We start from the raw sequence: 26,906 nt of genomic DNA on the forward strand, positions 1-26,906 counted from the left end.
ATTACCCCCACCCTCCACCAAGTGCGCGATAAATATTTACTCTCGCACTCAATTGTTTCATACGAATTTCAATCAATTGCATTTTTGATTCCAAAGCTTCTCTTTGAGTTAATAATACTTCCATATAATCTGCTCGAGCAGAATTAAATAAATTATTAGAAATGGCAACAGACTGCAATAAAATATCGACTTCTTTTGATTTCATCTCATAACTGGCTTTAAAATTATTAGCTTTTGCCATTTGATTCAGCACTTCTGTATAAGCAGTTAAAATAGTCTGTTCATACATATAAACTGCTTGTATTTGTTGTGCATTGGCATTATAATAGGTTGCAATAATTGCGTTCTTATTAATTAATGGAGCCATCATATCACCAGCAAGATTATACAATATTGAAGCTGGCCTTACCAAATACAAAGGATTAAATGCTTGAAAACCAAGACCTGCTTGAATGCTAAATGACGGATAAAAATTAGTTCTAGCAACCTGCACATCCAACTTTGCAGCTGCGATGTTTAATTCTGCTTGTCGAATATCAGGTCTGTTGATCAATAATTGAGAAGGTATGCCAGTTTGCATTTCATCCATCGGAATATGACTAAACAAAGTAGAGTTTCTAGTAATGGTTGGCGAATACTTACCTGTTAGGAATCTGATTTTATTTTCTGTTTCAGTGATTTGTTGATTTATCTGATAGCGAAGATTCTGTGTATTTAGCAGTTGTGCTTCAAATCGATTTACGGCTAATTGAGTGACTTTTGCTGCTTCCTTTTGTTGCTTTATCACTTTCAATACGTTACTCTGTAACTCAATATTCTGTTGAATAATATCTAATTGATTATCGAGTGCCATCAACTCATAATATGACGCTGCTATTTCTGCAATAATATTGGTGACCATGAAGTTTTTCCCCTCAACTGCTGCGGAGTACTTAATAGCAGCAGACTTAGTAGCATTTCGCAATTTTTTCCAAACATCTAATTCCCAAGAAAAATAAGCTCCGACCATGAAATCACCTATATATTTCGGCCCTTTATCAGGATTGGCTTTTAAATCCTCTTCTGAAAAGCCATCCCATGTATATTTAGCTGCTCTATCAGGTCCTGCCCCTGCTTTTAAATTTACAAAAGGTTTATACTCACCTTTTCTTTGCAAAACTTCATTCTTACTCATTTCAATTTCTTGAACCATGATATTTAACTCCTGATTATTTTGGAGTGCAGTATCTATTAATGAAATGAGATTAGGGTCTGAAAAGTATTTTCGCCATTCCAATTTGACCATATTCATCGTATCCTGAATATTATTAAAAGTGGAGGGAATCGTTTTATTTTCTTCCTTACTTATAAGTGCAGGAACTTTACATGCTTGCAGCCAAACTATAGTGCAAAGAATTAAAATATAGTTAGTTATTTGTTTCATTATCTTTCTTGTTTCTAAATTTTAAAAATATTTTTTTGATTTTGTTGGTCATTGGCGTGTTGCTTTCAACAAAATCTTCACTTAGAGGGTTCTGATCTTCATCGCGGATTAAATATCTTCCTTCTTCGAGTGATCCAAAAATGTAGTAAAGCCCGGGTACAATGATTACACCAAACATGGTTCCAAATAACATCCCCCCTAAAGCAGACGACCCAATGGTATGATTTCCCACTGCACCAGGACCTGTTGCAATCACCAGCGGTATTAAACCAGCAATAAAAGCAAAAGATGTCATAAGAATAGGCCTAAATCGAGCTTTCGCTCCTTCAATTGCAGCATTTAAAACTGTTGCGCCCCGATTGTGTTTCTGCACTGCAAACTCCACAATCAAAACTGCATTCTTCCCCAACAATCCTACCAACATGATTAACCCTACTTGTGCATAGATATCATTGGATAACCCCATTAATTTTAATAAAAAAAACGAGCCAAAAATACCTGGAGGTAGTGACAACAACACTGCAAATGGCAATAAGAAACTTTCATATTGAGAGGCAAGAATTAAATAAACAAAAAAGATAACAATTAAAAACAGGTACAATGCTTCATTACCTCTTTTTGCTTCATCATATGACAAGCCTTCCCATGCTATATCATAACCACGAGGTAATGTTTGCGCAGCTACTTCCTTAATGGCATCAATGGCATCGCCTGATGAATAGCCTTTTGCAGGTGTACCATTAATCAAAGAAGAGATATACAAATTATAACGTGCTATTTCATTAGGCCCCTGTGTTTTCTTGATAGTCATGAAAGCAGAATAAGGTACCATTTCACCACGATCATTTTTAACAAACATATTTAGGATATCTGATGGCTGTTTTCGGAATTCAGGACCAGCCTGTGTATAAACTTTATAGTAATTATTAAATCGAATAAAACCCTGCTCATAAGTACTTCCAATCATCACATTTAAATTCTCCATAGCATTACCCAAAGAGACGCCTTTTTGCATGGCCAACGCATTGTCTACTGAAATTTCATACTGAGGATACTTGGCAGAATAAAAGGAAAAAAGTCCTGCTAGTTCTTTTCTTTTTTTAAGCGCATATAAAAACTCAGCATTCACTCGATCAAATTCCTGATAATCTACATCGCTTCCTTTGTCAAGCAATCTGAGAGAGAACCCATCGGATGTTCCATAACCTGGAACAGCAGGTGGTTCAAAATATTCAATATTGGCAGGCAAGTCTTTTGATTCTATTTCTAATTCTTCAATTACTTCTTTAACAGATTGCTTTCTTTCTGACCAATCTTTTAAGTTAATTAAACAAGTACCTGCGTTAGAGCCACGTCCTTCAGTCAATATTTCATAACCAGCCAAAGAAGTAACAGAAGATACCCCTTCAATTTTGCTTGCAATTAATTGTAATTTTCTTGAGATTTCATTAGTACGTTCAAGTGTTGTACCTGGACTTGTTTGAATAATGGCATATATCTGCCCTTGATCTTCACTTGGAATAAAGCCGGCCGGCAGAACTTTATTTACACTAAATATACCAAAGGCAAAGATCAATAATATCCCATAAGTAATCAATTTTCGATTTACTATGAGTGATAGAAATTTAGTATACTTTCCTGTTATGCGTTCAAAAGTCTTATTAAACCAATTGATGAATTGATTGATGGGCGATTTACTTTTGGGTTTACCATGTGTGTTTTTTAAAAGTATTGCACACAATACAGGTGTAAGCGTTAAAGCTACAAATCCAGAAATCACAATGGCACTTGCCATAGTCAATGAAAATTGCCTGTATAAAACACCTACTGGCCCTGTCATAAATGCAACAGGAACAAATACAGATGTCATTACCAATGTAATAGCGATAATTGCCCCACTAATTTCCCTAATTACTTTTTTAACTGCAGCAAAAGGCGACAAGTTTTCTTCTTCCATTTTAACATGCACTGCTTCTACTACAACAATAGCATCATCAACAACTACCCCAATTGCTAAAACCAATGCAAACAGGGTAATTAGGTTAATACTCAAACCAAAAAACTTCATTAAGGCAAACGCGCCAATTAATGATACTGGTACTGCTAAAATTGGAATAAAAGTAGAGCGCCAATCTCCTAGAAAAACGAACACAACAATCGCTACAAGAATAAATGCTTCAATTAATGTATGCAATACTTTTTCAATTGAAGCATCCACAAACTTTGATACATCATAGTTAATTTCATAATCAATACCCGGAGGAAAATCTTTTTTCAGCTCTGCTAATTTTGTTTTCACTTCAGCAATAACAGTATTAGCATTACTTCCAGGGTTTTGTTTAAGGACCAAAGAAGCCGAGGGATGTCCATCCTTGTTGGAATAAATATCTACAAACTCACTTCCAACTTCAACTTCTGCAATGTCTTTTAACTTCAAAATTTCACCTTTCGAATTGGCTTTTATGATGATATCCTGATATTGTTCAGGTTTATTGTACCATCCTTTATAAGTAAAAACATATTCTTGCGACTGAGCTGTTTTACCCGAACTTAATCCAACTCTACCAGGTCTTGCTAATACACTTTGTTCATCAATCGATTTTAAAACTTCTTCTGCAGAAATATTATACGCCCTCATTCGTTCAGGATCTAACCAAACGCGAATAGCAAAAGCACGACTACCAATAGCTTGAGCAAATCCCATTCCATTGATCCGTTGAAGTTCAGGCAAGATGTACGTATTTGCGTAGTTGAATAAATATTTTTCATCAACATCTTTGTCTTTACTAAACAGATTTAGGTACATCAACATACTCGGCTGTAGTGGGGATATAATTACCCCTTCTCTTTGTACGAGTGGAGGCAAATTGGTCATCACTTGATCAACTCTAGACTTTACCCTAACTGCAGCCAATGTAGGATCTGTACCAGGTTCAAAAATCACTTCAATGGTTGCTTCACTTGCACTTGTGGCATCTGAAATCATATATTGCATACCTTGTACTCCGTTAATGGCACGCTCTAATATGGTCAAGGTAGACTTTACTAATACATCGGCATTAGACCCTGGAAACTCTATAAAAATATTGACACGGGGTGGTGCTATTTCGGGAAACTGGGCAACAGGGGATGTTTTAATGGCTAATAATCCCATAAATACTATTACTACAGACAAGGCAATAGCAAGCACTGGCCTTTTAATAAACTTATTAAACATCTTTTAAAATTTTAGATTACCAGCGTTATTCTGCGTGTAAATTGTTTAGATCAGACAATTCTTTTTCAAAAGGCACAAATGAATATTTAATTCGCTCGTTATTCTTCACCTTTCCTAATCCTTCTGCAAGAATTTTGTCTTTTGCACTCAGCCCCGAAGACACCACATATAAGTGGGGCATTTCTTGTGAAACAGTAATCTGCTTTGCTTTTAATGTATTGTTGGCATCAACTATGTAAACAAATTTTTTATCTAGCACATCAAATGTGGCTCTTTGTGGAATTAAAATGGCTTTGTTTAGAATAATAGGCATCAGTATTTTACCCGTTTCTCCATGACGAAGTATACGCTTTGGATTAAAGAAAGTAGCTCTAAATGCGATATTCCCTGTTTCATTATTAAAGTCTGCCTCAATAGTTTCTACTACTCCTTTCTGGTCAAATAATTTATGATTTGCCATTTCTAAGTTTACAATGGCATTACCTGCTTTTTTCTCCAATGAAATATAATCTAAGTATTCTGCTTCAGGCACATTAAAGTACCCCCACATTTTACTATTGTCTGCTAAGGTAGTTAGCAACTCCCCTTCATCTAAAAGACTCCCAAGTCTCACGTTAAAACGATCAATAATTCCATTAAAAGGTGCGCGAATCTCTGTGAAAGAAAGATGGGCCTTCGATAGCGACAATTCTGCCTTAGCCTTATCCAGCTTAGCTTTTGCAAGTGCAAGTTCATTTTTTGAAACGATATTGCTGTCTGCTAATTGCTTCGTATTTTGATATTCAATTTTTGCAAAATTCACCTCTGCTTCAGACTTCTGTGTTTCAGCTTGATAAATCAACGGCATAATTTGGAACATTATCTGCCCTTTTTTAACAAACTGTCCTTCGTTAACATAAATATTTTGCAGATATCCTTTTTCAAGTGCCCTAATTTCTATGTGTTGTACAGACTGTAATTGGCATACATATTCCTTATTAATAGTAGTATCAACTTCAATTGGACTCGTCACTATAAATTGTATTTCTTCTTTTTTTTCTTCTTTATGCTCTTTGCAACCAGTAGTAAATAAAATGATTGCTGTTATTATAGAAATAAAAACCTGTTTCATATTTTTCGATTGACTAAGAAATGTAAAATGACTATGTCAAGTGAGGCATCACACAATAGAGATGTGGATGCATCAGTTGCATTAAATACTGATCAAATCAAAAAATTAAGCGAGGTTACTTTTCCAAGAATGATGGAGAACAAATAGTGGGATTGCAATTATTTGCTGTATTGCTTGCTCGTACTGAAAGGACTGAACGGATTGTGTTTCTATTGTTTGTTTAAACCCAAACAACTGCAGAGAAAAAATAGCTAATGCCAATTTCTTAGCTTCATCCAATTCATCATCCATGGAAGTACTCAATACTTCAGAGTCTTCTGGCAATTGTAGTGGACCAGAATCGTTAAATGGTAAATTGGCTTTATTACTTGAGGTTGCAACTGTTACTTTAGTTGCTTTGATTAATGATTCGTAAGGAACATTTCCTTTAACAGTACCTGCAAAAAAAATAAGTACCCATACCATCCATGCCATGAAACCAAACATAGATTTGACCATGTTGTAAGAGCTATTATACTTAGATTTTTGAATCAATGATACCATTTGATAAGGTAAAAGTAGTTATAATTTGACTGGCAAAAAGTGAAAAAATCATTAAATAGTTCAAATAATAAAAAAGTTATATTCACTTTTTTATGAGATACCAATACAAAATTCAAAAGCAATGAAATACATCATCACTGGTTTATTCATTTTTGTTTGTTCATTTGTAACCGCACAAACCAAATACGAAAAAGACTTTCTAGCGTTTTGGAATGACGTGAATGATAACTATGCATATCTAGACCAACAAAAAATAAATTGGCTCAAAGTAAAAGAGATCTATTCACCACTTGTGAAAAAAGTATCCAGTCAACAAGCATTCATTAAATTCATGGAAGGGGTCATTAACGAATGCTATAATGGCCATATTTCACTTTATACAAACCTCTCTACCTCAAACAGAATTATTCCAAGCGGTCAAGACATTTATGTTGAAAAGATTAATCGTCAATTCGTAATTACCGATTTAAGAAAAGGGTATAAAGCTGAAAAGTCAGGACTTAAAATTGGAGATGAAATACTCCTTTTTCAAGGCAATGCCATCGATAGCCAATTACAACAGTTCTTGCCCAAATATACCAATACCCATACCAATGATATGTATAAATATGCTATTAATATGCTCTTTGCAGGCACGCATAACACCAATCGGATATTAACCATAAACAGAAATGGAACAACAATTACTTTAAACGCAGACAGCATTAAATTAAGCTCAAAATCATCCCTTTTAGAAACAAAACAACTGAATCAAACAACTGCTTACATTAAAATCAACGATGCATTAGGCAACTTCAACTTGATTAATTTATTTGATCAAGCACTAGATAGCTTCCTATTATACAAGAATATTATCATTGATTTAACTGAAACACCTGGTGGAGGTAATACAACCGTTGCAAGAAGTATCATGGGTAGGTTCATTCATAAAGCACTGCCCTATCAACAACATGAATTTGATGAAACTGTATTTCAAACAAAAAGACAATGGGTTGAATATGTGACGCCTCGCAAAACCCAATATAAAGGCAATGTATATATCATGGTTGGTCATTGGACAGGCAGCATGGGAGAAGGAATGGCTATAGGATTTGATGGACTAAAAAGGGCTAAAATTGTAGGCACGTCTATGGCCAAACTGTTAGGCGCAGTACAAGGATTCACAATGACCGAAACCAATATTGGGTTTCAAATTCCCACAGAAAGACTTTATCATATCAATGGCATACCCAGAGAAAAATTTATCCCAACTATACCCACGAAAAACATAGAACACACTTGGAATAAAATCTTACAAATAAAGTGAATTCAACAGGAAGGGATAAAAACTAATTTCACAAAAAAGCCCGACCATTTTCATAGCCGGGCTGTATATTCAATCAGGAGAAAATTACTCCCAAATTTGCTCTTTCCCTTCTAACCAAAGCTTCACAGACTCAGTTGTTACTGACTTAGGACGCTCTAATGGTGAGCCTAGTGCTCTATCCCAACATAAGCTGGCCATTACACCCAATGCACGACTTACGGCAAATAAAACGGTATAGAATTCATATTCTACAAAACCATAGTGTACCAACAATGCTCCGCTATGCGCGTCTACATTTGGCCATGGATTTTTAATTTTACCCAATGATTGTAAAATTGGCGGAACGGTTTCATAAATATTCCAAACAGTGTTTACCAATTTATCATCTGGCATATGCTTCTTACCAAATTCCATTTGTGCGGAAAAGCGTGGATCAGTTTTGCGCAATACTGCATGGCCGTATCCAGGTACAACTTTACCAGCATTCAATGTGTCTTGCACATATTGGGCAATTTGTTCCTTACTAGGACTATCGGTACCTAATTGCTCTTGCATTTCAAATATCCACTTAATTACTTCTTGATTAGCCAATCCATGCAAAGGACCCGCTAATCCATTCATTCCTGCAGCATAACTTAAGAATGGATCGCTTAAAGCCGAACCTACTAAATGCGTAGTATGAGCAGATACGTTTCCACCTTCGTGATCTGCATGGATGGTCATATACAAACGCATCAACTCTTTAAAGCTTTCATCGTCGTATCCCATCATATGGGCAAAATTTCCTGCCCAATCTAATAAACCATTAGGCTGTATATGTTCGTTGTTGCGATATTTTCTTCTATAAATGTAAGCTGCAATCCTTGGCAAACGAGCAATCAAATCCATCGCATCATCGTAAGTAGCATCCCAATAATCCTTCTTATTCATGCCGTTAGCGTATTGCTTAGCAAAATTACTCTCGGTTTGTAATGCCATAACACCTACAACAAACATTGTCATAGGGTGCGTACTCAATGGTAATGCATCAATGGTAGCAAACACATGGTTAGGAACATGGCTTCTTCGTTGCCAAACACTGGTAATATGATTAGCTTGTTCCTCTGTTGGTAATTCATTCATCAACATTAAGTAGAACAAACCTTCTGGCAATGGTTCTCCACCATTAGGTGCTTTAGGCAATTTATCCTGTAATTCAGGGATTGAATACCCTCTGAATCGGATGCCTTCTTGAGCATCGAGTAAGCTGGTTTCAGTTACTAACCCAGTTATTCCACGCATTCCCTGATAGATTTGCGCAAGGGTTACTTCTCCAACTTTTTTGTTTCCGTGATCTTTTATGATTGATTTAATTTCTGCACTAGCTATATCAGCTTTTGCTTTGAACCTGTCTTTGATAATTCCCATGGCAATCTTTTGTTATATTATCTAATGCTTCAAAGGTAATTGAAGTTGTAAGTACAACAAAATCAATGCCAGTCTTGTTGCAAATTTTCACAAATAATTATTTGGGGGCTGTGCGATACAGATATACTACAACTATTAGGAATATCATATTCGGAATCCATGCTGCCATTAACGGGGGCAAATTTCCTTTGGTAGAAAATATGGTAGAGAATCGATCGGTAATAATAAACAATGCTGCTGTAACAAAGCCAACTGCTAAGTGCACACCACTACCACCCCTTACTTTACGTCCGGCAATAATGGCACCAATTAAAGTCAATAAAATAACTGTTACACAGGTAGCATCACGTCTATAACGTTCTACTTTTAAGCTATTCAACCCTTCCGACCCCCTTAACTCTTCTAAGGCAATAAATCGGGTTAATTCAGGTGTTGTTAACTTATCCTTCGTATATTTATCACGGGTTAAGTCGGATGGTTTAAAATTGAAATTCATTAATCGAGTAGCTTCTTGCAAAACCACTTCTTGCATGGGTTTTAACTTACGATCTAACAAAACATCTAATTTCCATTTTTTGCTAGCAGTATCCCAAATGATTGATTCAGCTCTTAAATTTTCTGTAACAATATTATCCTTGACAGTATATAAAAAAACAGGACCTCCTCTTTTTATTAGGGTATCATAATAATGTATACCCGCATATGTAAAAGAATCAATGCGTAAGTAAATATGATTCGACTGACCTAATAGTGCATTATAGCTTGAGTTTGCATCAATATATTTTGCCTCAAAATTTCCACGCAAAACATTCGCCTTTGGTACGATATACTGATTAGCAAACCATAATAAAGTAGCCATTAGAATCCCTCCTATCCAATAAGGTCTCAACCACCTTGAATACCCAGTACCACTGGCCAGTATAGCAATAATTTCGCTGTTCCCAGCCATTTTTGAAGTAAAAAAAATCACTGCAATAAAAACAAATAATGGAAATAAGAGGGCAATAATATGCGGGATGAAGCCAGCGTAATAGTCGGTTATAATCCGCCTAAAACCCAACTGAGATCGAACAAAATCATCGGTCTTTTCACTCACATCCACCACAACAGCAATTACTGCAAAAAGAAAAATAGCAAAGAAGAAAGTAGTGAGGAATTTTTTGAGTATGTACCAATCAAGCTTCTTCATTGTATCAAAGATAGAAAAATACATCCATGAAAATGGATGTATCAATTTTAGGGCTTCAGAGGTAACGGATTAGTAAGCACTACTAAAATAGTTACCTAATTTCAAAGATTGCCCATTTTATTATGAAAGTGAATAAATAAAAAATGCGCTTACGCTTATTCACACTTTATTTTCCTAACGGGATTATAATCGCCGCTTCACTATCTCTAACATTTCTTTTTTCCAACTGCGGAATGTGTTATCTAGAATATGTTTTCTTGCTTCCCCTACCAACCACAAATAAAAGCTAAGGTTGTGAATGCTGGCAATCTGCAATCCTAAAATCTCTTCCGCTACAAATAAGTGTCGTAGGTATGCTTTGGTGTAATATTGACTGGTTTCAGCAGGCAAGCCTGGATCAATTGGGCTAAAGTCTTTGTACCATTTTTTGTTCCGAATATTAATCACTCCTTGTGTGGTAAATAACATCCCATTTCGTCCGTTACGGGTGGGCATTACACAATCAAACATATCAATACCTAAATCAATACACTCCAATAAATTCCACGGTGTTCCCACTCCCATTAAATAACGAGGCTTATCCAAAGGAAGATGCTCGGTACACAATGCAGTAAATTCATACATCATGTCTTCAGGCTCACCCACACTTAATCCACCAATGGCATTTCCGACAGCACCACGTGAAGCAATAAACTCACAAGAAGCCTTACGCAAATCTTTGTAGGTACTGCCTTGCACTATGGGAAATAAGTTTTGCGTGTACCCATATTTATCAGGGGTTTCAGCTAATCGAGCAATGCATCTATTTAACCAACGATGGGTTAACTCCATACTTTTTTTGGCATAATCATAATCACTTGGATAAGGAGGGCACTCGTCAAATGCCATAATGATATCAGCCCCAATACTTCGCTGAATATCCATCACCGATTCGGGTGAAAACAAATGCTTACTTCCATCGATATGCGACTGAAATACAACCCCTTCTTCTTTAATTTTCCTATTTGCGGCCAAAGAAAAAACCTGATAACCGCCACTATCTGTAAGAATGGGTCTATCCCATCCGTTAAAGCGATGCAATCCCCCAGCTGCTTCTAGCACATCTGTTCCGGGTCTTAAATATAAATGATAGGTATTGCCTAATATTATTTGGGCTTGAACGTCTAATTTTAATTGTTGTTGCGTTACTGCTTTAACTGAACCAACTGTTCCCACTGGCATAAAAATGGGCGTTTGTATGGTACCATGGTCAGTTTCAATTATTCCCGCTCTTGCTGCGGATCCTTCTGCGGTATTGTTTAGTGTAAAACTTAGTGCGGCCATGCTGCAAAAGTAGTGGTCTTTGCCCTATTTTTGCTGCATGATCATACCCGCTATTGTCTGGACTATTTGTTTTGGACTTTTTTGTACTGTTATAGCTATACAGGTTTTTTATTACCTGTATTTCTTTAGAAGAATGGCATATTATAAAGCAACTGAAAAAGCAACTTCTGTTGAACATCCTGTTTCTGTAATTATATGCGCACGCGATGAAGCGCACAATTTGGTAAAAAATTTACCTGGCATTTTGGTTCAGGATTACGCAACAACACATGAAGTTGTTTTGGTAAACGACAACTCTACGGATGAAAGTAAATATGTTATTGATGAATTCAGGCGCTCGTTTAAAAACCTGAATATGATTGAACTAACTCAGGAAGCAAAAATGATTAGCGGAAAAAAGTTCCCATTGTCTATGGGGATTAAAAGCGCTAAGCATGAAATAGTCTTATTAACAGATGCAGACTGTGTTCCAGCATCAGAAAATTGGATTAAAAAAATGCAGGGGGCATACGACGATGAAACAGAAATCGTATTAGGTTATGGCGCTTACCATAAAAAACCAGGTTTGTTAAACAAACTGATTCGTTTCGAAACATTCCATACTGCGCTACAATATTTTTCTTATGCGTTAGCTGGTAAACCTTATATGGGTGTCGGTAGAAACCTAAGTTATAAAAAAGAAATTTTCTTTAAAAACAAGGGATTTTCTTCCATTAATCAAATACCTAGCGGAGACGATGATTTATTCATTAATCAGGTTGCAACTGCAGAAAATACATCCATATTACTAGATCACGATGCACATACCCTTAGTGATGCAAAAAATAGTTGGGGAGAATGGATGACCCAAAAATACCGACATTATTCTACTGGGAAATATTATAAACCCATTCATAAATTTTTATTGGGATTGTACTCTTTCTCTTTATTTTTTGTTTACCCACTATTTGTTTTAAGTATCCTTTTTTTCAATTGGCAATTAGCTTTAGGAGTATTTGCATTACGTTTTATTATACAAGCCATTGTATTATACAAGGGCATGATTCAACTGAATGAAAAAGACTTATATCCTTGGTTCTTATTTTTTGATATTTGGATGTTTTTTTATTACCTATTTACTGTACCTGCTATATGGAAAGCACCCCGCAAAAACTGGAACTAATTACCAAGTACTTTGATGACTTTACTCCTACTCAACTAGAGCAGTTTAGATTATTAGAAGAATTATACAAAGATTGGAATGCTAAGATAAATGTGGTCTCTAGAAAAGATATCGACAGCATTTACCTACACCATGTATTGCACTCATTAAGTATTGCTGCGATTGCAGACTTTTCGAAAGGAATGAATATCATTGATATTGGATGTGGGGGCGGATTCCCAGGAGTTCCCTTGGCCATTTTTTTTCCTGAGGTTACATTTCATTTAGTAGACAGTATTGCCAAAAAATTAAAAGTAGTTGATGCCGTTTGTGAAGGTGCGGGCATTAAAAATATTACCACCAAACATACTAGGGCAGAAGACATTACCAATCGAAAATTTGATTTTGCTGTTTCAAGAGCAGTAGCACCTCTAAAAGAATTATTAAAATGGAGTATGCCCCTCATTAAAAAACCTACCGCTCCTATAACTGAGGGTGGGCTTAGAAATGGACTGATTTGTTTAAAGGGCGGCGACTTAAACCAAGAAATTTTTGAGAGTGGTTCACGTCCTAAAATGATGCCAATTTTCAAAATATTTCCTGAAACATACTTTGAAGAAAAGTATATCATCCACGTAGCAAAATAAAAAACCGCCCCGAATAATCGAGGCGGTCCGTTCTATTTCAATTTAATATTTACTCAGGAATAACCAACTTATTGTTGGTTCTATTAATGTCAGCCAATCTTAAGCTTGGATCAATTTCTATAGACTTAATATCCCCAATTGCTCTGTTGGTTGTAAACGCATAATCAGGATGTGTCCATTTCCAAGGGGCATGCAAGGTAGTGGGCACTTTTGTTTCTGCTGCTTTAGCACCGTACATTAAATTCAAAGGCATATAATGCATTTCTTGTGTACCGTCTTTATAGGTTACTAATACATCAATTGGCATAGGCATTTTACCAATACGCTTAATTGTTATACTTGTTTTATTATCTACCATAGCAATATCACCAACTGCATAATCAATGGTCTTTGTGCTATAAATCCAATATTCTTTGTACCAATCCAATTCTACACCGCTAACTTTTTCTGCCACCCTAATAAAATCATTTGGATTAGGATGTTTGAATTTCCATGTATTAAAATAGTCACGTAAAATTTTATCTCTGGTATCTGCCCCCACTATATAACCCAATTGCTCTATAAAAACAGCACCCTTGCTGTATGCAGAAGAAGTAGATGCAAAATTGGTATTAAAATGATCGGCATGAGTACTAGCAGGTTCTTCGTATCCACTTCTTGCTAAACGATTATATCCTCCGTAAGAACCGCTATACCAAAAGCCTGGGCTATTTCTTAACATGGCCATTGCCCTTGTACTTGAATAATCGGTAAACCCTTCATCCATCCAAGCATACAATGCTTCATTACTTCCTAGAATCATTTGGTACCAGCTATGCATCCATTCATGTATTGCTGTTCCTATACTAGCAGTTTTTATCAAAGTAGCCATCGGATATTCCATACCACCATCTCCTCCTTGCACGAACGTGTAAGTTTTGTATGGATATGCCCCAAAGGTTTTAGCAATGATTGGATAAATTAGTGCACAAGTGTCGGCCATTTTCTGCCAACGATTTTCTAAAGAATCTACTTTCTTATATACCACACGCAACAATGGTCCTCCCTCTGTTGTACGTGTAATCATTTTGTAATCCGGATCGGCCGCCCACATGAAATCATGTACATTATTAGCTTGCCATTTCCAAGTCAAAGTCTTTCCAGTTGCAGGTTTTACTACTGTACCTTTAGACTCATAACCAAATCCTATCTCATTTGCATTTAATAAGTCTCCACCTGCTGTAACCATATAACTTTTATCGATGGTAATATTGACATCAAAGTCTCCCCATACACCATAAAACTCTCTAGCAATATACGGATTAGCGTGCCAGCCCTGGTAGTCGTATTCAACTACTTTGGGATACCATTGAGACATACTATATCTAATTCCTTCCGCATTATCTCTTCCACTTCTTCTTATTTGAACAGGTACTTGCGATTCAAATACCACATCTAGTGTAACTTTTGTTTTAGGTAAAATAGGTTTAGCTAATACTATTTCTAAAATTGTTTCATGTTCAATTAATTTTTGCGCTATGCCATTTACATGAACCGACTTTACATTTTGGTATCCAATTTCGTTAGGTGTTAATTTGCTAATTCTATCTTTTACTCTTGCATCCCAATCTAATCCATCATTGTTTCTTCTGGGATCGGCTAATTTTGTTTTTCCTAATTCTCTGCTCCGTACATCCATGCTACTATTGGGCTGAAAGGCATTCCAATATAAATGCATAAATATTTTATTGAGCGTATCTGGTGATTGATTAAAATAATCAATCTTTTGAGTTCCACTAAATCGATTGGTATTTACATCCATGTTTACATTCATGGTGTACTTAATCTTTTGTTGCCAGCGATCGGGCTGTGCAAATATACTTGTGCTAAAGAACAAGCATCCCACCAAAAAAGAAAGGGTTAATTTTCGCATATTCATTGTATTATCGTTAGGTAGTATTAGAGTATAAATATATTGCATAAAGTATTAGTCTGCACCAGCCACTACCAATACAATCTCCCCTTTCACCGATTTTGATTTAAAATATTCGGCAACTTCTTTAAGGGTTCCTCTTTTATTCTCTTCAAACATTTTGGTTAGCTCTCTTGCAACTGAACAGTTGCGATCCTCCCCAAAATATTGCCCCATATCTTCAAGCGTTTTAACTAATCGCATAGGACTCTCATAAAATATCATTGTTCGTTGTTCTAAGGCTAACTGTTTTAATAAAGTTTGTCTACCTTTTTTAATTGGAATAAATCCTTCAAAAACAAATCGATTAGTTGGTAGGCCACTATTTACTAATGCCGGCACAAATGCAGCTGCACCTGGCAAACACTCGACCCGAATATTTCTTTTGATGCATTCCCTAACTAACAAGAAAGCCGGATCAGAAATACCTGGTGTACCTGCATCGGTTATCAATGCCATGGTCTTCCCCGCTTCTAGTTGGTCGGCCAAATGTGATACAATCTTATGTTCGTTGTGCTGGTGATACGGAGAAAGTGGCTTTTGTATACTATAATGTTGCAATAACTTTGAAGAAGTACGCGTGTCTTCGCACAAAATCAAGTCCACTAAATTTAATACTTCTAGTGAACGCAAGGTGATGTCCTTTAGGTTGCCTAAAGGTGTAGGAACTAAATAAAGCAAATTAACCGTTTATGGTAATCTCAAAATACTCCATCACCTGATTAGCCAACAATTGTTTTGTGGCATTTTCTGCAATAGCTTTTGCTTCTTCTGCGGAAGCTGCTTCAACCGATAAAGTAATATGCTTTCCTACTCTTACATCTTTTACTTCGCTAATGCCTAAATTAGCCAGTCCACCCAACACTGCTTTTCCTTGTGGATCTAATAAATCTTTTAATGGCATTACATTAATAGCTACTTCAAACTTCATGATTCGGTTGGTTTAAACAACAAAGATAGAATTACATAAGCAATAAATCCTGCGGAAATTGCCAACCATCCAAAAAGAAAGGCAACTGTTACAGCAATGAATAGGATAATTAAAAATGGTAATATCTTTTTAAAGCTTAATCCGCTGAATTTGAGTGCTAGCATGGGTATAGTTGATACCATTCCAGCGCTCAACAATACAATTAAGCCATACCATAACCACTTGTTAAGTAAAAGATCTAATATCCATGCATCAGTTGCATACCAGTTTACCAAAGGAAATGATGCTATGAATATTCCTGCTGCAGGAATTGGAATACCCTTGAATCCCGTAGATTTAGATTGATCTAAATTAAATCGAGCTAATCGATAGGCACCAGCACAAGGAACTATTAATGCTGGCAAAACAAAAGCCATTGATATATCTAACCCCCCTTCGGTACTAGCATAAGAAAATCGCAAAAATTGAACAATCATTAATCCGGGTGCAACCCCAAAACTCACTACATCGGCTAAAGAGTCCAACTGTTTGCCCATTTCTGAACTACAATTCATCCAACGGGCTACAAATCCATCTAAAAAATCAATTATCGCAGCGCCAAAAATAAGCCAACTGGCTATCATCATTTTTTCTGGAATACTGACCAACCCCTCACCTGATGCATCATAGGTTAAACCGGGTTGAAGTATATATAGAATGGCTGTTGCTCCTAAAAATAAATTGACTAAAGTAAAAAGGTTTGGGATTTGCTGCTTCATATTTATCGCTTCATATAAGATTCAATCTCTTCTACTGTAATGGGAATATTTTTCATTAAGTCGGTGTTACCATTCTTGGTAATCCAAAAATTATTTTCAATTCGTACACCCATTTTTTCTTCTTCGATATAAATTCCTGGTTCAATCGTAAACAACATTCCCGCTTTTATAGGTTCAGTTCTGGTTCCCAAATCATGCACATCAATTCCGAGATGATGAGAAATACCATGGTATAAATACTTCCGATAAGCCCTATTTTCCTTGTCTTCATTTTTAACATCCGACTTATTCAATAACCCAATTTTAATGAACTCCTTAGTTGCTTCCTCGCCTACTTTATCGGTATAATCTAGAATACTAATGCCCGGTTTCAAAATAGACTTGGCATAATTATGCAAATGCAAACATGCATTGTAAACTATTTTTTGACGCTTCGTAAATTTTCCGTTCACAGGAATAGTACGAGTTAAGTCTGCGCAGTAGCCTCCATATTCTGCTCCAAAATCCATCAAAATTAAATCCCCGTCTTTACACTCTGCATTATTAGATACATAATGAAGTGTTCTTGCGTTATCCCCACTTGCAATAATGCTTCCATAAGCTGGTCCCGTTGCGCGCTGGCTTAAAAAGCTATGCCAGATTTCAGCTTCTATTTCGCACTCATTCACACCAGGCTTTATAAACTTCATCAAACGTCTAAAAGTAATGTCTGTAATATCAATTGCTTTTTGTACCACTACAATTTCCTCTTTTGATTTAATAGCACGCAATTCTTTCATAATTTTTGCAGCTCGCAAAAATTGATGCAATGGATATTGCGATTTCATTTCTTCAATAAATCGATACTCTCTGGTTTTAATAAAAGAAGCTTTTCGATCATTCTCGTTACTATCTAAATAAATATGATCGGCTAAATGAATCCAACCCTGTAAAAGTGCATCCAAGCTATCTAGCCATACAATTGTGTTTATTCCTGAAATCGCTTTAGCTTCTGCTATTCTTAATCTTTTACCATCCCATTTTTCTTTGAGTTCGTTAGGACGAACCAATACCAAAACTTCCCTGAATTTAGGATCTGGATTGTCAGGAAATAAAATTACCATGGAGTCTTCCTGTACAATACCACTTAACCAGTATAGATCACTATTTTGTTTAAAAGAATGCAAAGCGTCTCCATTACTAGGCCATTCATCGTTACTTACAAAAACAGCAATGCTGTTGGGCAACATATTCTTAACGAATCGTTTTCTATTATTAATGAATATAGCTGAATCTAAAGGATGATATTTCATACGCATCTAATTGAGATACGCAATATATAAAGTTTGCCGCACTTAAAACCTTACGGTAGGACATTTAACTGATCGGCCTAAAGAACTAGAGAAAATTCCATGTTTTATGATAGATAATTCATATGCGCCTCTAGAAGCATTAAACCTATTGACCGACGAGATAGTGGCATCATAATTAACCGTAATTTTAAGATCATTTATCTGATACCCAACCATAGGAATTATAGCATCCTTATTTCGATAATAAAGTCCAAGAATCATTTGTTGTTGTCCGTTCCCTCCCAAATTTCTATTGGCATTTAAACCCATTACTAACTCACTGGTATTACCTACCGTGCTAAAATAGATATTCGGATTGAGTATCCATAAATCCTGTACTTTTAAACTAGCATTAGCAAAAACATTATATCGGATTGGAACACGCGCATCACTAATATTAGATGCAAAAAAGCTTTCTTTAGGTCTATTCAAGTGCATTAAAGATACTCCAGCATTAAAATAAAAGTTTTCAGAAGCAAAATAGGCATAATTCAATCCCATATTTAAATCTAAATAGCCGACCTGACTAAATGCAAAAGGCTCATTAGAGGGAATAGAAACATCGAAAAATTGTCCATTCCATTGATTGTCAAAATTCAGCTTTGAAATATCAACCCGCTTAGCAGTGATTCCTGCGCTAAACCCAGCACTCAACAAACTGTTATACCCCAACATTTGATGCCATGCTATAGATAACGCTGCACCGGTTGCTGATAGCTGTCCAGCTCCTGCAACATCCTTATTAATGGTTGCTCCAACGCCCATCCAACCATTTTCAAAACGGTTGGCAAACAATTTTGAATCAGCCCAAACTCCCATTGTTTTGTATCCTGCACCAAAAGCAGACCAACTATTTCTATAATTTAGCCCTGCACGATAATCATAATCTGGATTAAATCCGGTGTTGGCTGGATTTACTAACAGAGGGGCATTGTAATATTGAGAATAGCTTAATGCTTGTGCATAGGATTTTTGATGACCAATAATAATTGCCATCATCATCAAACAACATTTTATCCATTTTCTTTTAGCCATTATCTCAATAGGGTTATATCACCTTTTTTAGTTGCCTTTTCTTTATCACTAAACTCTAATTCTAATGTATAATGATAAACTTCTTGTGGTTGCAGCTTGCCGTTATATTTACCATCCCATCCATCAGCAATACTGTTACTAACAAATATCAAGTTTCCCCAACGGTTATATATTTTCCAAGTCATTTTGGTGATGCCAAAACCTCGAACAAAAATTTTATCATTTACTCCATCGCCATTAGGCGTAAAAGCATTGGGCACATTAAAACCAGGTACAATCGTTATTGCAATTGGCGCACAACTGGTATCAACACAGCCTGCATCATTGTATGCAATTACACATGCATTATAGGTTCCAGTTGCATTGTATAAATGACGAACCAATGTATCCAACCTTATGGTATTTAATGTATCTCCGTCTCCAAACAACCACTTATACCGATTGGCCCCAAAACTATTATTTGTAAAAGTGACTGGTGTATTGGCTTCTGTTGGATCAGGACTAAATCGAAAACCAGCAGTTGGATTATCTCGAACACTTATTGGTACAACAATACTATCTGCTATATTACATGTAGAGGAATCAATTACTAGCAATTTTACATTATAGATTCCAATAGATGAATATAAATGTTGAGGCGAAGTAGCCGTTGAGGTATTACCGTCTCCAAAGTCCCAACGGAAGGTTCTACCAGCAAGTGAAGTATTGTTAAATACTGCAGTATAAGGAACACAGCCCAAAGAAGGCGTTTCAAATTGCGCTTTTACCAACGGAGAAATGCGTATTTGTAATGTTATGCTATCTAACTCATTACAGAAACTAGTATCAAGTAAAATTAATCGAACATTGTACGTACCTGCGGTTGCATAAGTATGTGTTACTGGACCAAATGATGCAACTCGTCTAGTTCCATCTCCAAAATCCCATCTGAAAGCATTTGCGCCAAAAGTTCTTGATGCAAAGGAATTATTATCGAATCGATACGTTAACGATTCACAGGGAAGTAATTTATTGGGAGTAAATGCCAAAGTTGCTTCGTCTGCTCTAACACGCATGGTTATAAAAGAAGTATCACTAATATTACATGAAGCAGAATCAATTGCAATTAATCTTACATTATAAACGCCTATATTATTAAATGTATGTGTTACACTATTATTGGTTGTAGTTACTTCTGGAGAACCATCATTAAAATTCCAACGATAGGTTTTGGCTAATTCTAAGGTATCAGAAAACACTACTGTTAATGGAACACAGCCAGAGGTATCGCGCGCTACACCATTGATGGTGGTTTTAATCCCCCCACCTACACCTGCTAAGTTAAACGCAATTTTGATGGCTAATAAATTACAAGAATTACTTCTGTTAGTTGTTGAATATGCGCCTCCTGTGCCAACAATTGGCCTGCTTGGATCACCCGTTCTTTTACATGAACAAATAGATTGATAAATCGTTCCGTTCGGATCAAATCGACTAGTACCCCCATCAACGTGATCTGCAAATCCACCAGTTTGTCCAAAATAAGAACCATAAATTTGGCGCTGTGCATCGCGCTCTAGTACAAAGAAATAAAAATCAGCCCCATCGGTAGCAGATTGATACGCATCACTTGTTGGAGTCGGTAAATTACTAAGCGGTGAAGTAATAAAATTATTGATAGTACTACCTCCCCATCCGGAAACATATACCCGACCACATCGATCAACTAAAAATGCAGAAATAGAAAGACTTGGAGAAGTGGCTGTACTTAACCCAAAATTCGTAAAATAGATAAAGCCTGAAAGATCAGGTTGCAATTTAGCGATGAAATGTTTACCCGAAGCTTGGTTGGGATTGGCTGTATTATAAGGTGAATTAATAGGAGTAAAGACACCTGTAGTAGTCCCTACTATATATGGGAAACCTTGTCGATCAAACTGAATACCAAAAATTACATCGTCTCGATTGGTACCTATATAATTTGTGCTAATAATACTAGAGCCATCAGAAGAAACAATGCTAATAAAGCCATCTACAAAACCATTGTTATTTTGAAAATTGGCTATTGCATTTGATCTAGCTGGCAAGTCGGTGCTAGCAGTTGCTCCTGCAACATAAATATTGTTATTAGCAGGATTAATAGCTAAAACAAAAGCAGCATCATCATTATTACCCCCTAAAAAACTAGAGAATAAAACCTGAGATAAACTAGCATTTAATTTAATCAGCACACCGTCTTGCATTCTTCTATCACTATTTGTTCTCGCTGCTCCAGGAGTTCGTTGAAAAGCGCCTGTTGAAGTAGGAAAATCAGCTGACTGTGTAACAGAAGCTAGAATAATATTTCCCTGATTATCAAAAATGACTTCACTTCTTGCATCATCGCCATAATTTCTTCTAGTTGTTTCTGGTCCTTGTGGATTATCGTAATTAGCTCTAATATTTATTCCATCTTTGCCTGTACCACCAATTCGAATAGAACCAATCAATGCGTTACCCCTACTATTAATTTTGGTTAATGCAATATCAAAGTCTCCACCAGGTCCATACAATGGCAATGAACCAGCTACAGTTGGATAACTTGTACCTGAGGAAGTCCTTCCAGCAATAACCAAGTTGCCAGCTGCATCAGCAACTAAACTATGAGGTTGTTCATTTCCAGTACCTCCTATATAAGTTGCATAAATTAAACTGGTTCCACCTGGTTCAAATTTTAGAATTCCCATATCATACCCATTGAGCCCAAATTCATTAACACCGCCTCTGTAAGTGGTTTGAACCGCTCCATTGTTTACAGGGAAACCTGCACTAAATACGATACCCCCTGCATAAAAATTACCAAGGTTATCATAAGTTGCAGTAAATCCCCAATTGTCTGCAGTACTTCCAGAATAACTGATGAATACAGGCTGTGGATCTATTACTAAAGTATTATTTCGGTTATATTGCTTGTCTAGCTTGAACTTTACTAAATTGCCTTTTACTTCATAACCACATTCAATCTCTTTTCTTTCCCCATTTATAATTTGATAAGTATATGGAACAGTCTCTTGTACTGTACCAACCGAAGTTTTAATTTGAAGTGCATCATTTTTTATCGTTAATCCATCTGAACCATCAATGAATAAAATCACTTTGTTCGGGTCTCCTCCAGGATGCACGATAATATCATATTTTAACACCCCATTATTGGTATAATAGCGTATGTCTATATTCGGATACATATTTTTATAGGTTACTGATTGAAAAATCTTACAATCAGTTGCCCATTTGGTAGGATCATTCCCGATAAAATAATTATTGACTCCCCCCAAGGGTTTATCCTTAATTATGGTTGGATTAGGATTGGCATTTAAAAACTTTACTTCATACGAATGGGAACGTAAGACTAAATCGCCTTCGCCATTTTCACCAAATTTGGGGGTAATATCCGATTTGTTTTCACCTAATGTATGACCTGTGTGAAAATGCCTAGAATTGGCTATGGCAGCGTAATCATCTACATTATGCTGTAATACTCTGTATCCATTTTTTGTTAATGCAAATGCACTAGAAGATAGTTCACTTTTAAACTGAATGGTATTAGGCCACTGCCCTTTATTTTCAATAAAATCGAGGTAGCCCTGTGCATTTAAGCCAAGCATTCCTATTAAAAAAACGACTATTAATCCTATTGGTTTCAATACCATCTATTTAAGTTACGAAATTTTACTCCACCCATGTTTCAATTGTTGAGCTGCTAAATAATCTTTTAACATTGCATTCTCAGTTGAATCTAGATACAAATCTTGTTCCACAATTTGTGCTGCTTTTTCTTTTGCCTTTTCTAGCAATGCTTTGTCATTAACAATACTAGCCAACTTAAAGTTCAAAGCACCACTTTGTCTGGTTCCTTCTATATCACCTGGACCTCGCATTTCTAAGTCCTTTTCTGCAATTTTAAAACCATCATTGGTGGCACACATAATATTGATACGTTCTTTGGCTTCTTTGCTTGCTTTGCTACCCGTTAATAAAATGCAAAAACTTTTTTCGCTTCCTCTTCCTACCCTTCCCCTAAGCTGGTGTAATTGAGACAATCCAAATTTTTCAGCGCTTTCAATTACCATAACCGATGCATTTGGTACGTTTACGCCAACTTCTATCACTGTGGTGCTCACCATTATTTGAGTATCGCCTTTTACAAAACGTTGCATATTAGCCTCTTTCTGTTCTGCTGGTTGTCTTCCATGCACCATACTAATTCGGTAATTGGGCTCCGGAAAAAAACTTTTTACTTGCTCATAGCCTTGCATTAAATCTTCATAGCTCAATTTCTCGCTCTCTTCAATTAGCGGATAAATAAAGTATGCCTGTCTTCCTTTTGCAATTTCTTCCTTTACAAAGCCCATTACACTGGCTCTAGCCATTTCATTTCTGTGGACTGTAGTAATGGGTATTCTTCCTGGGGGGAGTTCATCCATCACACTATATTCTAAATCTCCATAGGCTGTCATAGCCAATGTTCTAGGGATGGGCGTTGCGGTCATCACCAAAACATGAGGAGGAATCACCGCTTTTGTCCATAGTCTTGCACGTTGAGCAACACCAAACCGATGTTGTTCATCTACAATTACCAATCCCAAATTTTTGAACTGCACTTTATCTTCTATGATGGCATGTGTGCCTACCACAAAATGAATGGTATCTTCTTGTAAGCCTTTTAAAATTCTTCTTCGCTCTGCTATTTTTGTACTACCCGTTAACAGTGCTACTTCTACAGGCATTTCTTTAAGTAAACTGGTTAAACTTTGATAATGCTGCTGTGCTAAAATTTCAGTAGGAGCCATTAATGCGCTTTGATAACCATTGTCTGCAGCCAATAGCATACTCAACAATGCCACAATCGTTTTCCCACTCCCCACATCGCCTTGTAATAAACGATTCATTTGCCTCCCTCTAGCCGTATCTTGTCTGATTTCTTTGATCACTCTTTTTTGTGCCCCTGTTAAAGCAAATGGAAGATAATGTTGATAGAACTCATTAAAATTGTTCCCTACTTTTTCAAAAACAACCCCCTTACTAAAACTATTTCGTTGTAACCTTACCAATTGTAATCTTACTTGTGCAATAAAAAATTCTTCAAACTTCAAACGCTCCATTGCTTTTTTAAAGTGTAACTCAGAAGTAGGAAAATGGATCCCCGCAATAGCTTCATATCTACCTAATAACTTGAGCTCTTTCAACACATTTAAGGGAATATTTTCGGGTAAATCTTTGGGGCTCAATTGTTGAAGTAACGTGTAAGTAAATTTTGCTAATTGCCTGCCATTTAACCCTCTTGCCTTTAATTTTTCTGTCGAGGGGTAAACAGGCTCTAAAAAGGCTTTACCTCCCATTTTTGTGGCCACAAATACTTCAATTTCTGGATGCACCATTTGTGCTTTTCCATTAAAAAAAGTGGTTTTCCCAAAAACCAAATAATCCGAACCAATATATAGACTTTTCTGCACCCAATTAATTCCCTGAAACCAGGTTAATTCAAGAATTCCTGATGAATCTCTTATTTGTGCAACCAATCTTTTGGCTCTTTTTTCTCCAATTATATCAAATTGTAATAATCTTCCTGCAACTTGAATATACTCGGTTTGAAAATTAATTTCACTTATTTTGCTAACCTTTGTTTTGTCTATATGCCGAATAGGATAATGTTGCAATAAGTCGTTAAAAGTAAACAACTCCAACTCTTTTTTAAGCATATCTGCCCTAAGCGGTCCAACCCCCTTAAGGTATTCAATTGGCGAGGCAAGTATGGTATTTACAGCTGAAATAATGATAATAGTATGGTTCCGGCTACAATTTCCGAATTCTTTTGATGCCAACCATAAAAAACCAAACACTATATTTATCTTCGCCCACATGGAAAAAGAGGTTGTTGTAAGTGGAATTCGGCCCACCGGATTCCTTCACTTAGGTAATTATTTTGGTGCTATGCGTAATTATGTACGCATGCAAGACGATTTTAATTGTTATTTCTTTGTGGCCAATTGGCATAGTTTAACCACACACCCAGATACCAAAGAATTAAAAAATAGTGTATACAGGGTAATTGCAGAAAATATTGCATGTGGATTGGACCCACAAAAAGTGGCATTTTATGTGCAGAGCGATGTGCCTGAAATTGCGGAACTCTATTTGTACTTAAATATGCTTTCTTATAAAGGAGAGCTAGAAAAAACAGTCACTTTTAAAGAGAAAGTAAGAATGCAACCAGAAAACGTAAATGCTGGATTGCTAACCTACCCTGTACTACAGGCTGCTGATATCATTATTCAAAGAGCGGTGAAAGTTCCTGTTGGTAAAGACCAAGAGCAACATTTAGAAATGGCCCGAAATTTTGCAGATCGTTTTAACTATCGATATGGAGAAGTTTTTCCTTTACCCTATGCATTTAACTACGGGGACGAATTAATTAGGATTATGGGATTAGATGGGAATGGAAAAATGAGTAAGAGTGAAAATCAAAACGCAACAATTTACTTAGCAGACGATGACGAGTTGATTAGAAAAAAAATCATGAAGGCCAAAACCGATCAAGGACCATTAGAGCCCAACGCTATAAAACCTGATTATATTCAGAATTTATTTACCATGATGAAATTGGTAAGTAGTGCCGATACATTAGCCAAATTTGAAGCAGATTTCAATTCCAGTTCAAATGGAAATTGTATCATTCGATACGGTGACATGAAGAAGCAATTGGCGGAAGATATGGTGCTATTCATTAAACCAATCAGAGAAAAAGCTTCAGACCTTTTAGCAAATCCAGATGAATTACACAGAATCATCAAACAGGGAGCTGACAAGGGCAGAGCCAGAGCTGCTGAAACATTAAAAATGGTTAGAGATGCAGTTGGTTTAAATTATTAAATCATAAACCACCAAAATCAGATTAGTTTACTTAAGTTGCGACACTTTAATAGAATCTACCAATGGCAAAACCAAAAAAACCAAAGCACGTAGCAATAGCAGGAAATATTGGTGCGGGCAAAACAACTTTAACAGAAATGTTGAGTAAACATTATCGCTGGATACCTCAGTTCGAAAATGTTGACACCAACCCATATCTAATGGATTTTTATGAGGACATGCCACGTTGGAGTTTCAATTTGCAAATTTATTTTTTGAATAGCAGACTGAATCAACTTTTAGATATACAACATGGAACTGAAACAGTTATTCAAGATAGAACCATCTACGAGGACGCTAATATTTTTGCTCCCAACCTACATGAAATGGGATTAATGAGTAAAAGAGATTTTGATAATTATTATCAATTTTTCCAAACACTTAAAACAATGGTACAGCCCCCCGATTTATTAATTTATTTAAAAGCTTCTGTACCTACTTTGGTTTCTCAAATACAAAAACGAGGCAGAGAGTATGAAGAAAATATTCGTTTAGATTATTTGAAAAAGTTAAATGAGTATTACAATAAATGGATTGATGGCTATAAAGAAGGTCAATTGTTAATCATTGATTGCGATAAAAATAAATTTGCAGAAAACGAAGAACAATTTGGCGAAATTATTAGCAAAGTGGATGGAATGTTATTTGGACTTTTTTAATCGGTAC

The 26,906-nt window shown here is 36.1% G+C and carries 20 protein-coding genes; 5 read left to right on the forward strand and 15 right to left on the reverse strand.

The window, feature by feature from the left end:
• Nucleotide 1: 1 nt before the first annotated feature.
• The 4 genes from ACTIEI_RS13990 to ACTIEI_RS14005 form a co-directional block, all read right to left on the reverse strand.
• On the reverse strand, nt 2-1,423 hold the full coding sequence (locus ACTIEI_RS13990) for a TolC family protein (RefSeq protein ID WP_439506914.1): 1,422 nt from the start codon (nt 1,421-1,423) through the stop codon (nt 2-4).
• The gene (locus ACTIEI_RS13995; RefSeq protein ID WP_439506915.1) at nt 1,407-4,640 is read right to left on the reverse strand and encodes an efflux RND transporter permease subunit; all 3,234 of its coding nucleotides are present in this window, start codon (nt 4,638-4,640) and stop codon (nt 1,407-1,409) included. The genes ACTIEI_RS13990 and ACTIEI_RS13995 overlap by 17 nt, the downstream gene beginning before the upstream one ends.
• 25 nt (nt 4,641-4,665) lie before the next feature.
• Nucleotides 4,666-5,751: an efflux RND transporter periplasmic adaptor subunit gene (locus ACTIEI_RS14000; protein ID WP_439506916.1), complete on the reverse strand. Its 1,086-nt coding sequence runs from the start codon at nt 5,749-5,751 to the stop codon at nt 4,666-4,668.
• A 105-nt stretch (nt 5,752-5,856) separates the two neighbouring features.
• Nucleotides 5,857-6,249 carry a hypothetical protein gene (locus tag ACTIEI_RS14005; RefSeq protein ID WP_439506917.1) on the reverse strand — a complete coding sequence of 131 codons (393 nt, stop codon included), beginning with the start codon at nt 6,247-6,249 and terminating at the stop codon, nt 5,857-5,859.
• A gap of 166 nt (nt 6,250-6,415) precedes the next feature.
• Between ACTIEI_RS14005 and ACTIEI_RS14010 the strand changes: the two genes are divergently transcribed.
• Complete coding sequence (locus tag ACTIEI_RS14010; RefSeq protein WP_439506918.1) at nt 6,416-7,600, forward strand: S41 family peptidase; 1,185 nt, start codon at nt 6,416-6,418, stop codon at nt 7,598-7,600.
• A gap of 84 nt (nt 7,601-7,684) precedes the next feature.
• Here ACTIEI_RS14010 and ACTIEI_RS14015 read toward each other — a convergent pair whose 3' ends face one another.
• The 3 genes from ACTIEI_RS14015 to tgt form a co-directional block, all read right to left on the reverse strand.
• Complete coding sequence (locus tag ACTIEI_RS14015; protein ID WP_439506919.1) at nt 7,685-9,007, reverse strand: citrate (Si)-synthase, eukaryotic; 1,323 nt, start codon at nt 9,005-9,007, stop codon at nt 7,685-7,687.
• Nucleotides 9,008-9,104: 97 nt separating this feature from the next.
• Nucleotides 9,105-10,196, reverse strand: coding sequence for an LptF/LptG family permease (locus tag ACTIEI_RS14020; protein ID WP_439506920.1), 1,092 nt, complete (start codon nt 10,194-10,196; stop codon nt 9,105-9,107).
• A 183-nt stretch (nt 10,197-10,379) separates the two neighbouring features.
• Entirely contained in the window at nt 10,380-11,519 is a 1,140-nt protein-coding gene (tgt, locus tag ACTIEI_RS14025) for a tRNA guanosine(34) transglycosylase Tgt (RefSeq protein WP_439506921.1), read from the reverse strand.
• A gap of 133 nt (nt 11,520-11,652) precedes the next feature.
• Here tgt and ACTIEI_RS14030 point away from each other — a divergent pair, with 133 nt between their 5' ends.
• Together ACTIEI_RS14030 and rsmG are read left to right on the forward strand one after the other, a co-directional pair.
• Nucleotides 11,653-12,681 (forward strand): glycosyltransferase, encoded by a 1,029-nt coding sequence (locus tag ACTIEI_RS14030; RefSeq protein WP_439506922.1) that lies wholly within the window; start codon nt 11,653-11,655, stop codon nt 12,679-12,681.
• Nucleotides 12,651-13,307: a 16S rRNA (guanine(527)-N(7))-methyltransferase RsmG gene (gene rsmG / locus ACTIEI_RS14035; protein WP_439506923.1), complete on the forward strand. Its 657-nt coding sequence runs from the start codon at nt 12,651-12,653 to the stop codon at nt 13,305-13,307. Before ACTIEI_RS14030 ends, rsmG begins: the two co-directional genes overlap by 31 nt.
• Nucleotides 13,308-13,356: 49 nt before the next feature.
• On the opposite strand, the gene ACTIEI_RS14040 is transcribed toward rsmG, so the two are convergent.
• Genes ACTIEI_RS14040 through recG form a run of 8 tightly spaced genes read right to left on the reverse strand, consistent with a single transcriptional unit; the run spans nt 13,357 to nt 25,192 of the window.
• Entirely contained in the window at nt 13,357-15,219 is a 1,863-nt protein-coding gene (locus ACTIEI_RS14040) for a M1 family metallopeptidase (RefSeq protein ID WP_439506924.1), read from the reverse strand.
• Between the two features lie 54 nt (nt 15,220-15,273).
• A complete protein-coding gene (gene rsmI, locus ACTIEI_RS14045; RefSeq protein WP_439506925.1) occupies nt 15,274-15,939 on the reverse strand; it encodes a 16S rRNA (cytidine(1402)-2'-O)-methyltransferase in 666 nt (221 codons plus the stop codon).
• Between the two features lies 1 nt (nt 15,940).
• Entirely contained in the window at nt 15,941-16,189 is a 249-nt protein-coding gene (purS, locus tag ACTIEI_RS14050; RefSeq protein ID WP_439506926.1) for a phosphoribosylformylglycinamidine synthase subunit PurS, read from the reverse strand.
• Nucleotides 16,186-16,947 (reverse strand): CDP-diacylglycerol--serine O-phosphatidyltransferase, encoded by a 762-nt coding sequence (pssA, locus tag ACTIEI_RS14055; RefSeq protein ID WP_439506927.1) that lies wholly within the window; start codon nt 16,945-16,947, stop codon nt 16,186-16,188. The genes purS and pssA overlap by 4 nt, the downstream gene beginning before the upstream one ends.
• 2 nt (nt 16,948-16,949) lie before the next feature.
• Complete coding sequence (locus ACTIEI_RS14060; protein WP_439506928.1) at nt 16,950-18,239, reverse strand: aminopeptidase P family protein; 1,290 nt, start codon at nt 18,237-18,239, stop codon at nt 16,950-16,952.
• Nucleotides 18,240-18,281: 42 nt separating this feature from the next.
• Nucleotides 18,282-19,313 (reverse strand): PorP/SprF family type IX secretion system membrane protein, encoded by a 1,032-nt coding sequence (locus ACTIEI_RS14065; RefSeq protein WP_439506929.1) that lies wholly within the window; start codon nt 19,311-19,313, stop codon nt 18,282-18,284.
• On the reverse strand, nt 19,313-22,981 hold the full coding sequence (locus ACTIEI_RS14070; protein ID WP_439506930.1) for a PKD domain-containing protein: 3,669 nt from the start codon (nt 22,979-22,981) through the stop codon (nt 19,313-19,315). Before ACTIEI_RS14070 ends, ACTIEI_RS14065 begins: the two co-directional genes overlap by 1 nt.
• Before the next feature lie 9 nt (nt 22,982-22,990).
• Nucleotides 22,991-25,192: an ATP-dependent DNA helicase RecG gene (recG, locus tag ACTIEI_RS14075; protein ID WP_439506931.1), complete on the reverse strand. Its 2,202-nt coding sequence runs from the start codon at nt 25,190-25,192 to the stop codon at nt 22,991-22,993.
• On the opposite strand from recG, the gene trpS reads away from it, so the two are divergent.
• Nucleotides 25,191-26,201: a tryptophan--tRNA ligase gene (trpS, locus tag ACTIEI_RS14080; RefSeq protein WP_439506932.1), complete on the forward strand. Its 1,011-nt coding sequence runs from the start codon at nt 25,191-25,193 to the stop codon at nt 26,199-26,201. The genes recG and trpS overlap by 2 nt on opposite strands.
• A gap of 62 nt (nt 26,202-26,263) precedes the next feature.
• On the forward strand, nt 26,264-26,899 hold the full coding sequence (locus tag ACTIEI_RS14085; RefSeq protein WP_295186454.1) for a deoxynucleoside kinase: 636 nt from the start codon (nt 26,264-26,266) through the stop codon (nt 26,897-26,899).
• Nucleotides 26,900-26,906: the final 7 nt, after the last annotated feature.

The organism is Sediminibacterium sp., assembly GCF_051860225.1.
In the GTDB taxonomy this organism is placed as follows: domain Bacteria; phylum Bacteroidota; class Bacteroidia; order Chitinophagales; family Chitinophagaceae; genus Sediminibacterium.

What these genes read in the sequence shown, in the direction of transcription:
- ACTIEI_RS14005 (WP_439506917.1), bottom strand. Translation starts at nt 6,249, where the DNA reads ATGGTCAAATCTATGTTTGGTTTCATGGCATGGATGGTATGGGTACTT.
- recG (WP_439506931.1), bottom strand. Translation starts at nt 25,192, where the DNA reads ATGTGGGCGAAGATAAATATAGTGTTTGGTTTTTTATGGTTGGCATCA.
- ACTIEI_RS14040 (WP_439506924.1), bottom strand. Translation starts at nt 15,219, where the DNA reads ATGCGAAAATTAACCCTTTCTTTTTTGGTGGGATGCTTGTTCTTTAGC.
- purS (WP_439506926.1), bottom strand. Translation starts at nt 16,189, where the DNA reads ATGAAGTTTGAAGTAGCTATTAATGTAATGCCATTAAAAGATTTATTA.
- ACTIEI_RS14000 (WP_439506916.1), bottom strand. Translation starts at nt 5,751, where the DNA reads ATGAAACAGGTTTTTATTTCTATAATAACAGCAATCATTTTATTTACT.
- pssA (WP_439506927.1), bottom strand. Translation starts at nt 16,947, where the DNA reads ATGAAGCAGCAAATCCCAAACCTTTTTACTTTAGTCAATTTATTTTTA.
- ACTIEI_RS14020 (WP_439506920.1), bottom strand. Translation starts at nt 10,196, where the DNA reads ATGAAGAAGCTTGATTGGTACATACTCAAAAAATTCCTCACTACTTTC.
- rsmG (WP_439506923.1), top strand. Translation starts at nt 12,651, where the DNA reads ATGGAAAGCACCCCGCAAAAACTGGAACTAATTACCAAGTACTTTGAT.
- ACTIEI_RS14070 (WP_439506930.1), bottom strand. Translation starts at nt 22,981, where the DNA reads ATGGTATTGAAACCAATAGGATTAATAGTCGTTTTTTTAATAGGAATG.
- ACTIEI_RS13990 (WP_439506914.1), bottom strand. Translation starts at nt 1,423, where the DNA reads ATGAAACAAATAACTAACTATATTTTAATTCTTTGCACTATAGTTTGG.
- trpS (WP_439506932.1), top strand. Translation starts at nt 25,191, where the DNA reads ATGGAAAAAGAGGTTGTTGTAAGTGGAATTCGGCCCACCGGATTCCTT.
- ACTIEI_RS14010 (WP_439506918.1), top strand. Translation starts at nt 6,416, where the DNA reads ATGAAATACATCATCACTGGTTTATTCATTTTTGTTTGTTCATTTGTA.
- ACTIEI_RS14030 (WP_439506922.1), top strand. Translation starts at nt 11,653, where the DNA reads ATGGCATATTATAAAGCAACTGAAAAAGCAACTTCTGTTGAACATCCT.
- ACTIEI_RS14015 (WP_439506919.1), bottom strand. Translation starts at nt 9,007, where the DNA reads ATGGGAATTATCAAAGACAGGTTCAAAGCAAAAGCTGATATAGCTAGT.
- ACTIEI_RS13995 (WP_439506915.1), bottom strand. Translation starts at nt 4,640, where the DNA reads ATGTTTAATAAGTTTATTAAAAGGCCAGTGCTTGCTATTGCCTTGTCT.
- ACTIEI_RS14085 (WP_295186454.1), top strand. Translation starts at nt 26,264, where the DNA reads ATGGCAAAACCAAAAAAACCAAAGCACGTAGCAATAGCAGGAAATATT.
- ACTIEI_RS14060 (WP_439506928.1), bottom strand. Translation starts at nt 18,239, where the DNA reads ATGAAATATCATCCTTTAGATTCAGCTATATTCATTAATAATAGAAAA.
- ACTIEI_RS14065 (WP_439506929.1), bottom strand. Translation starts at nt 19,313, where the DNA reads ATGGCTAAAAGAAAATGGATAAAATGTTGTTTGATGATGATGGCAATT.
- tgt (WP_439506921.1), bottom strand. Translation starts at nt 11,519, where the DNA reads ATGGCCGCACTAAGTTTTACACTAAACAATACCGCAGAAGGATCCGCA.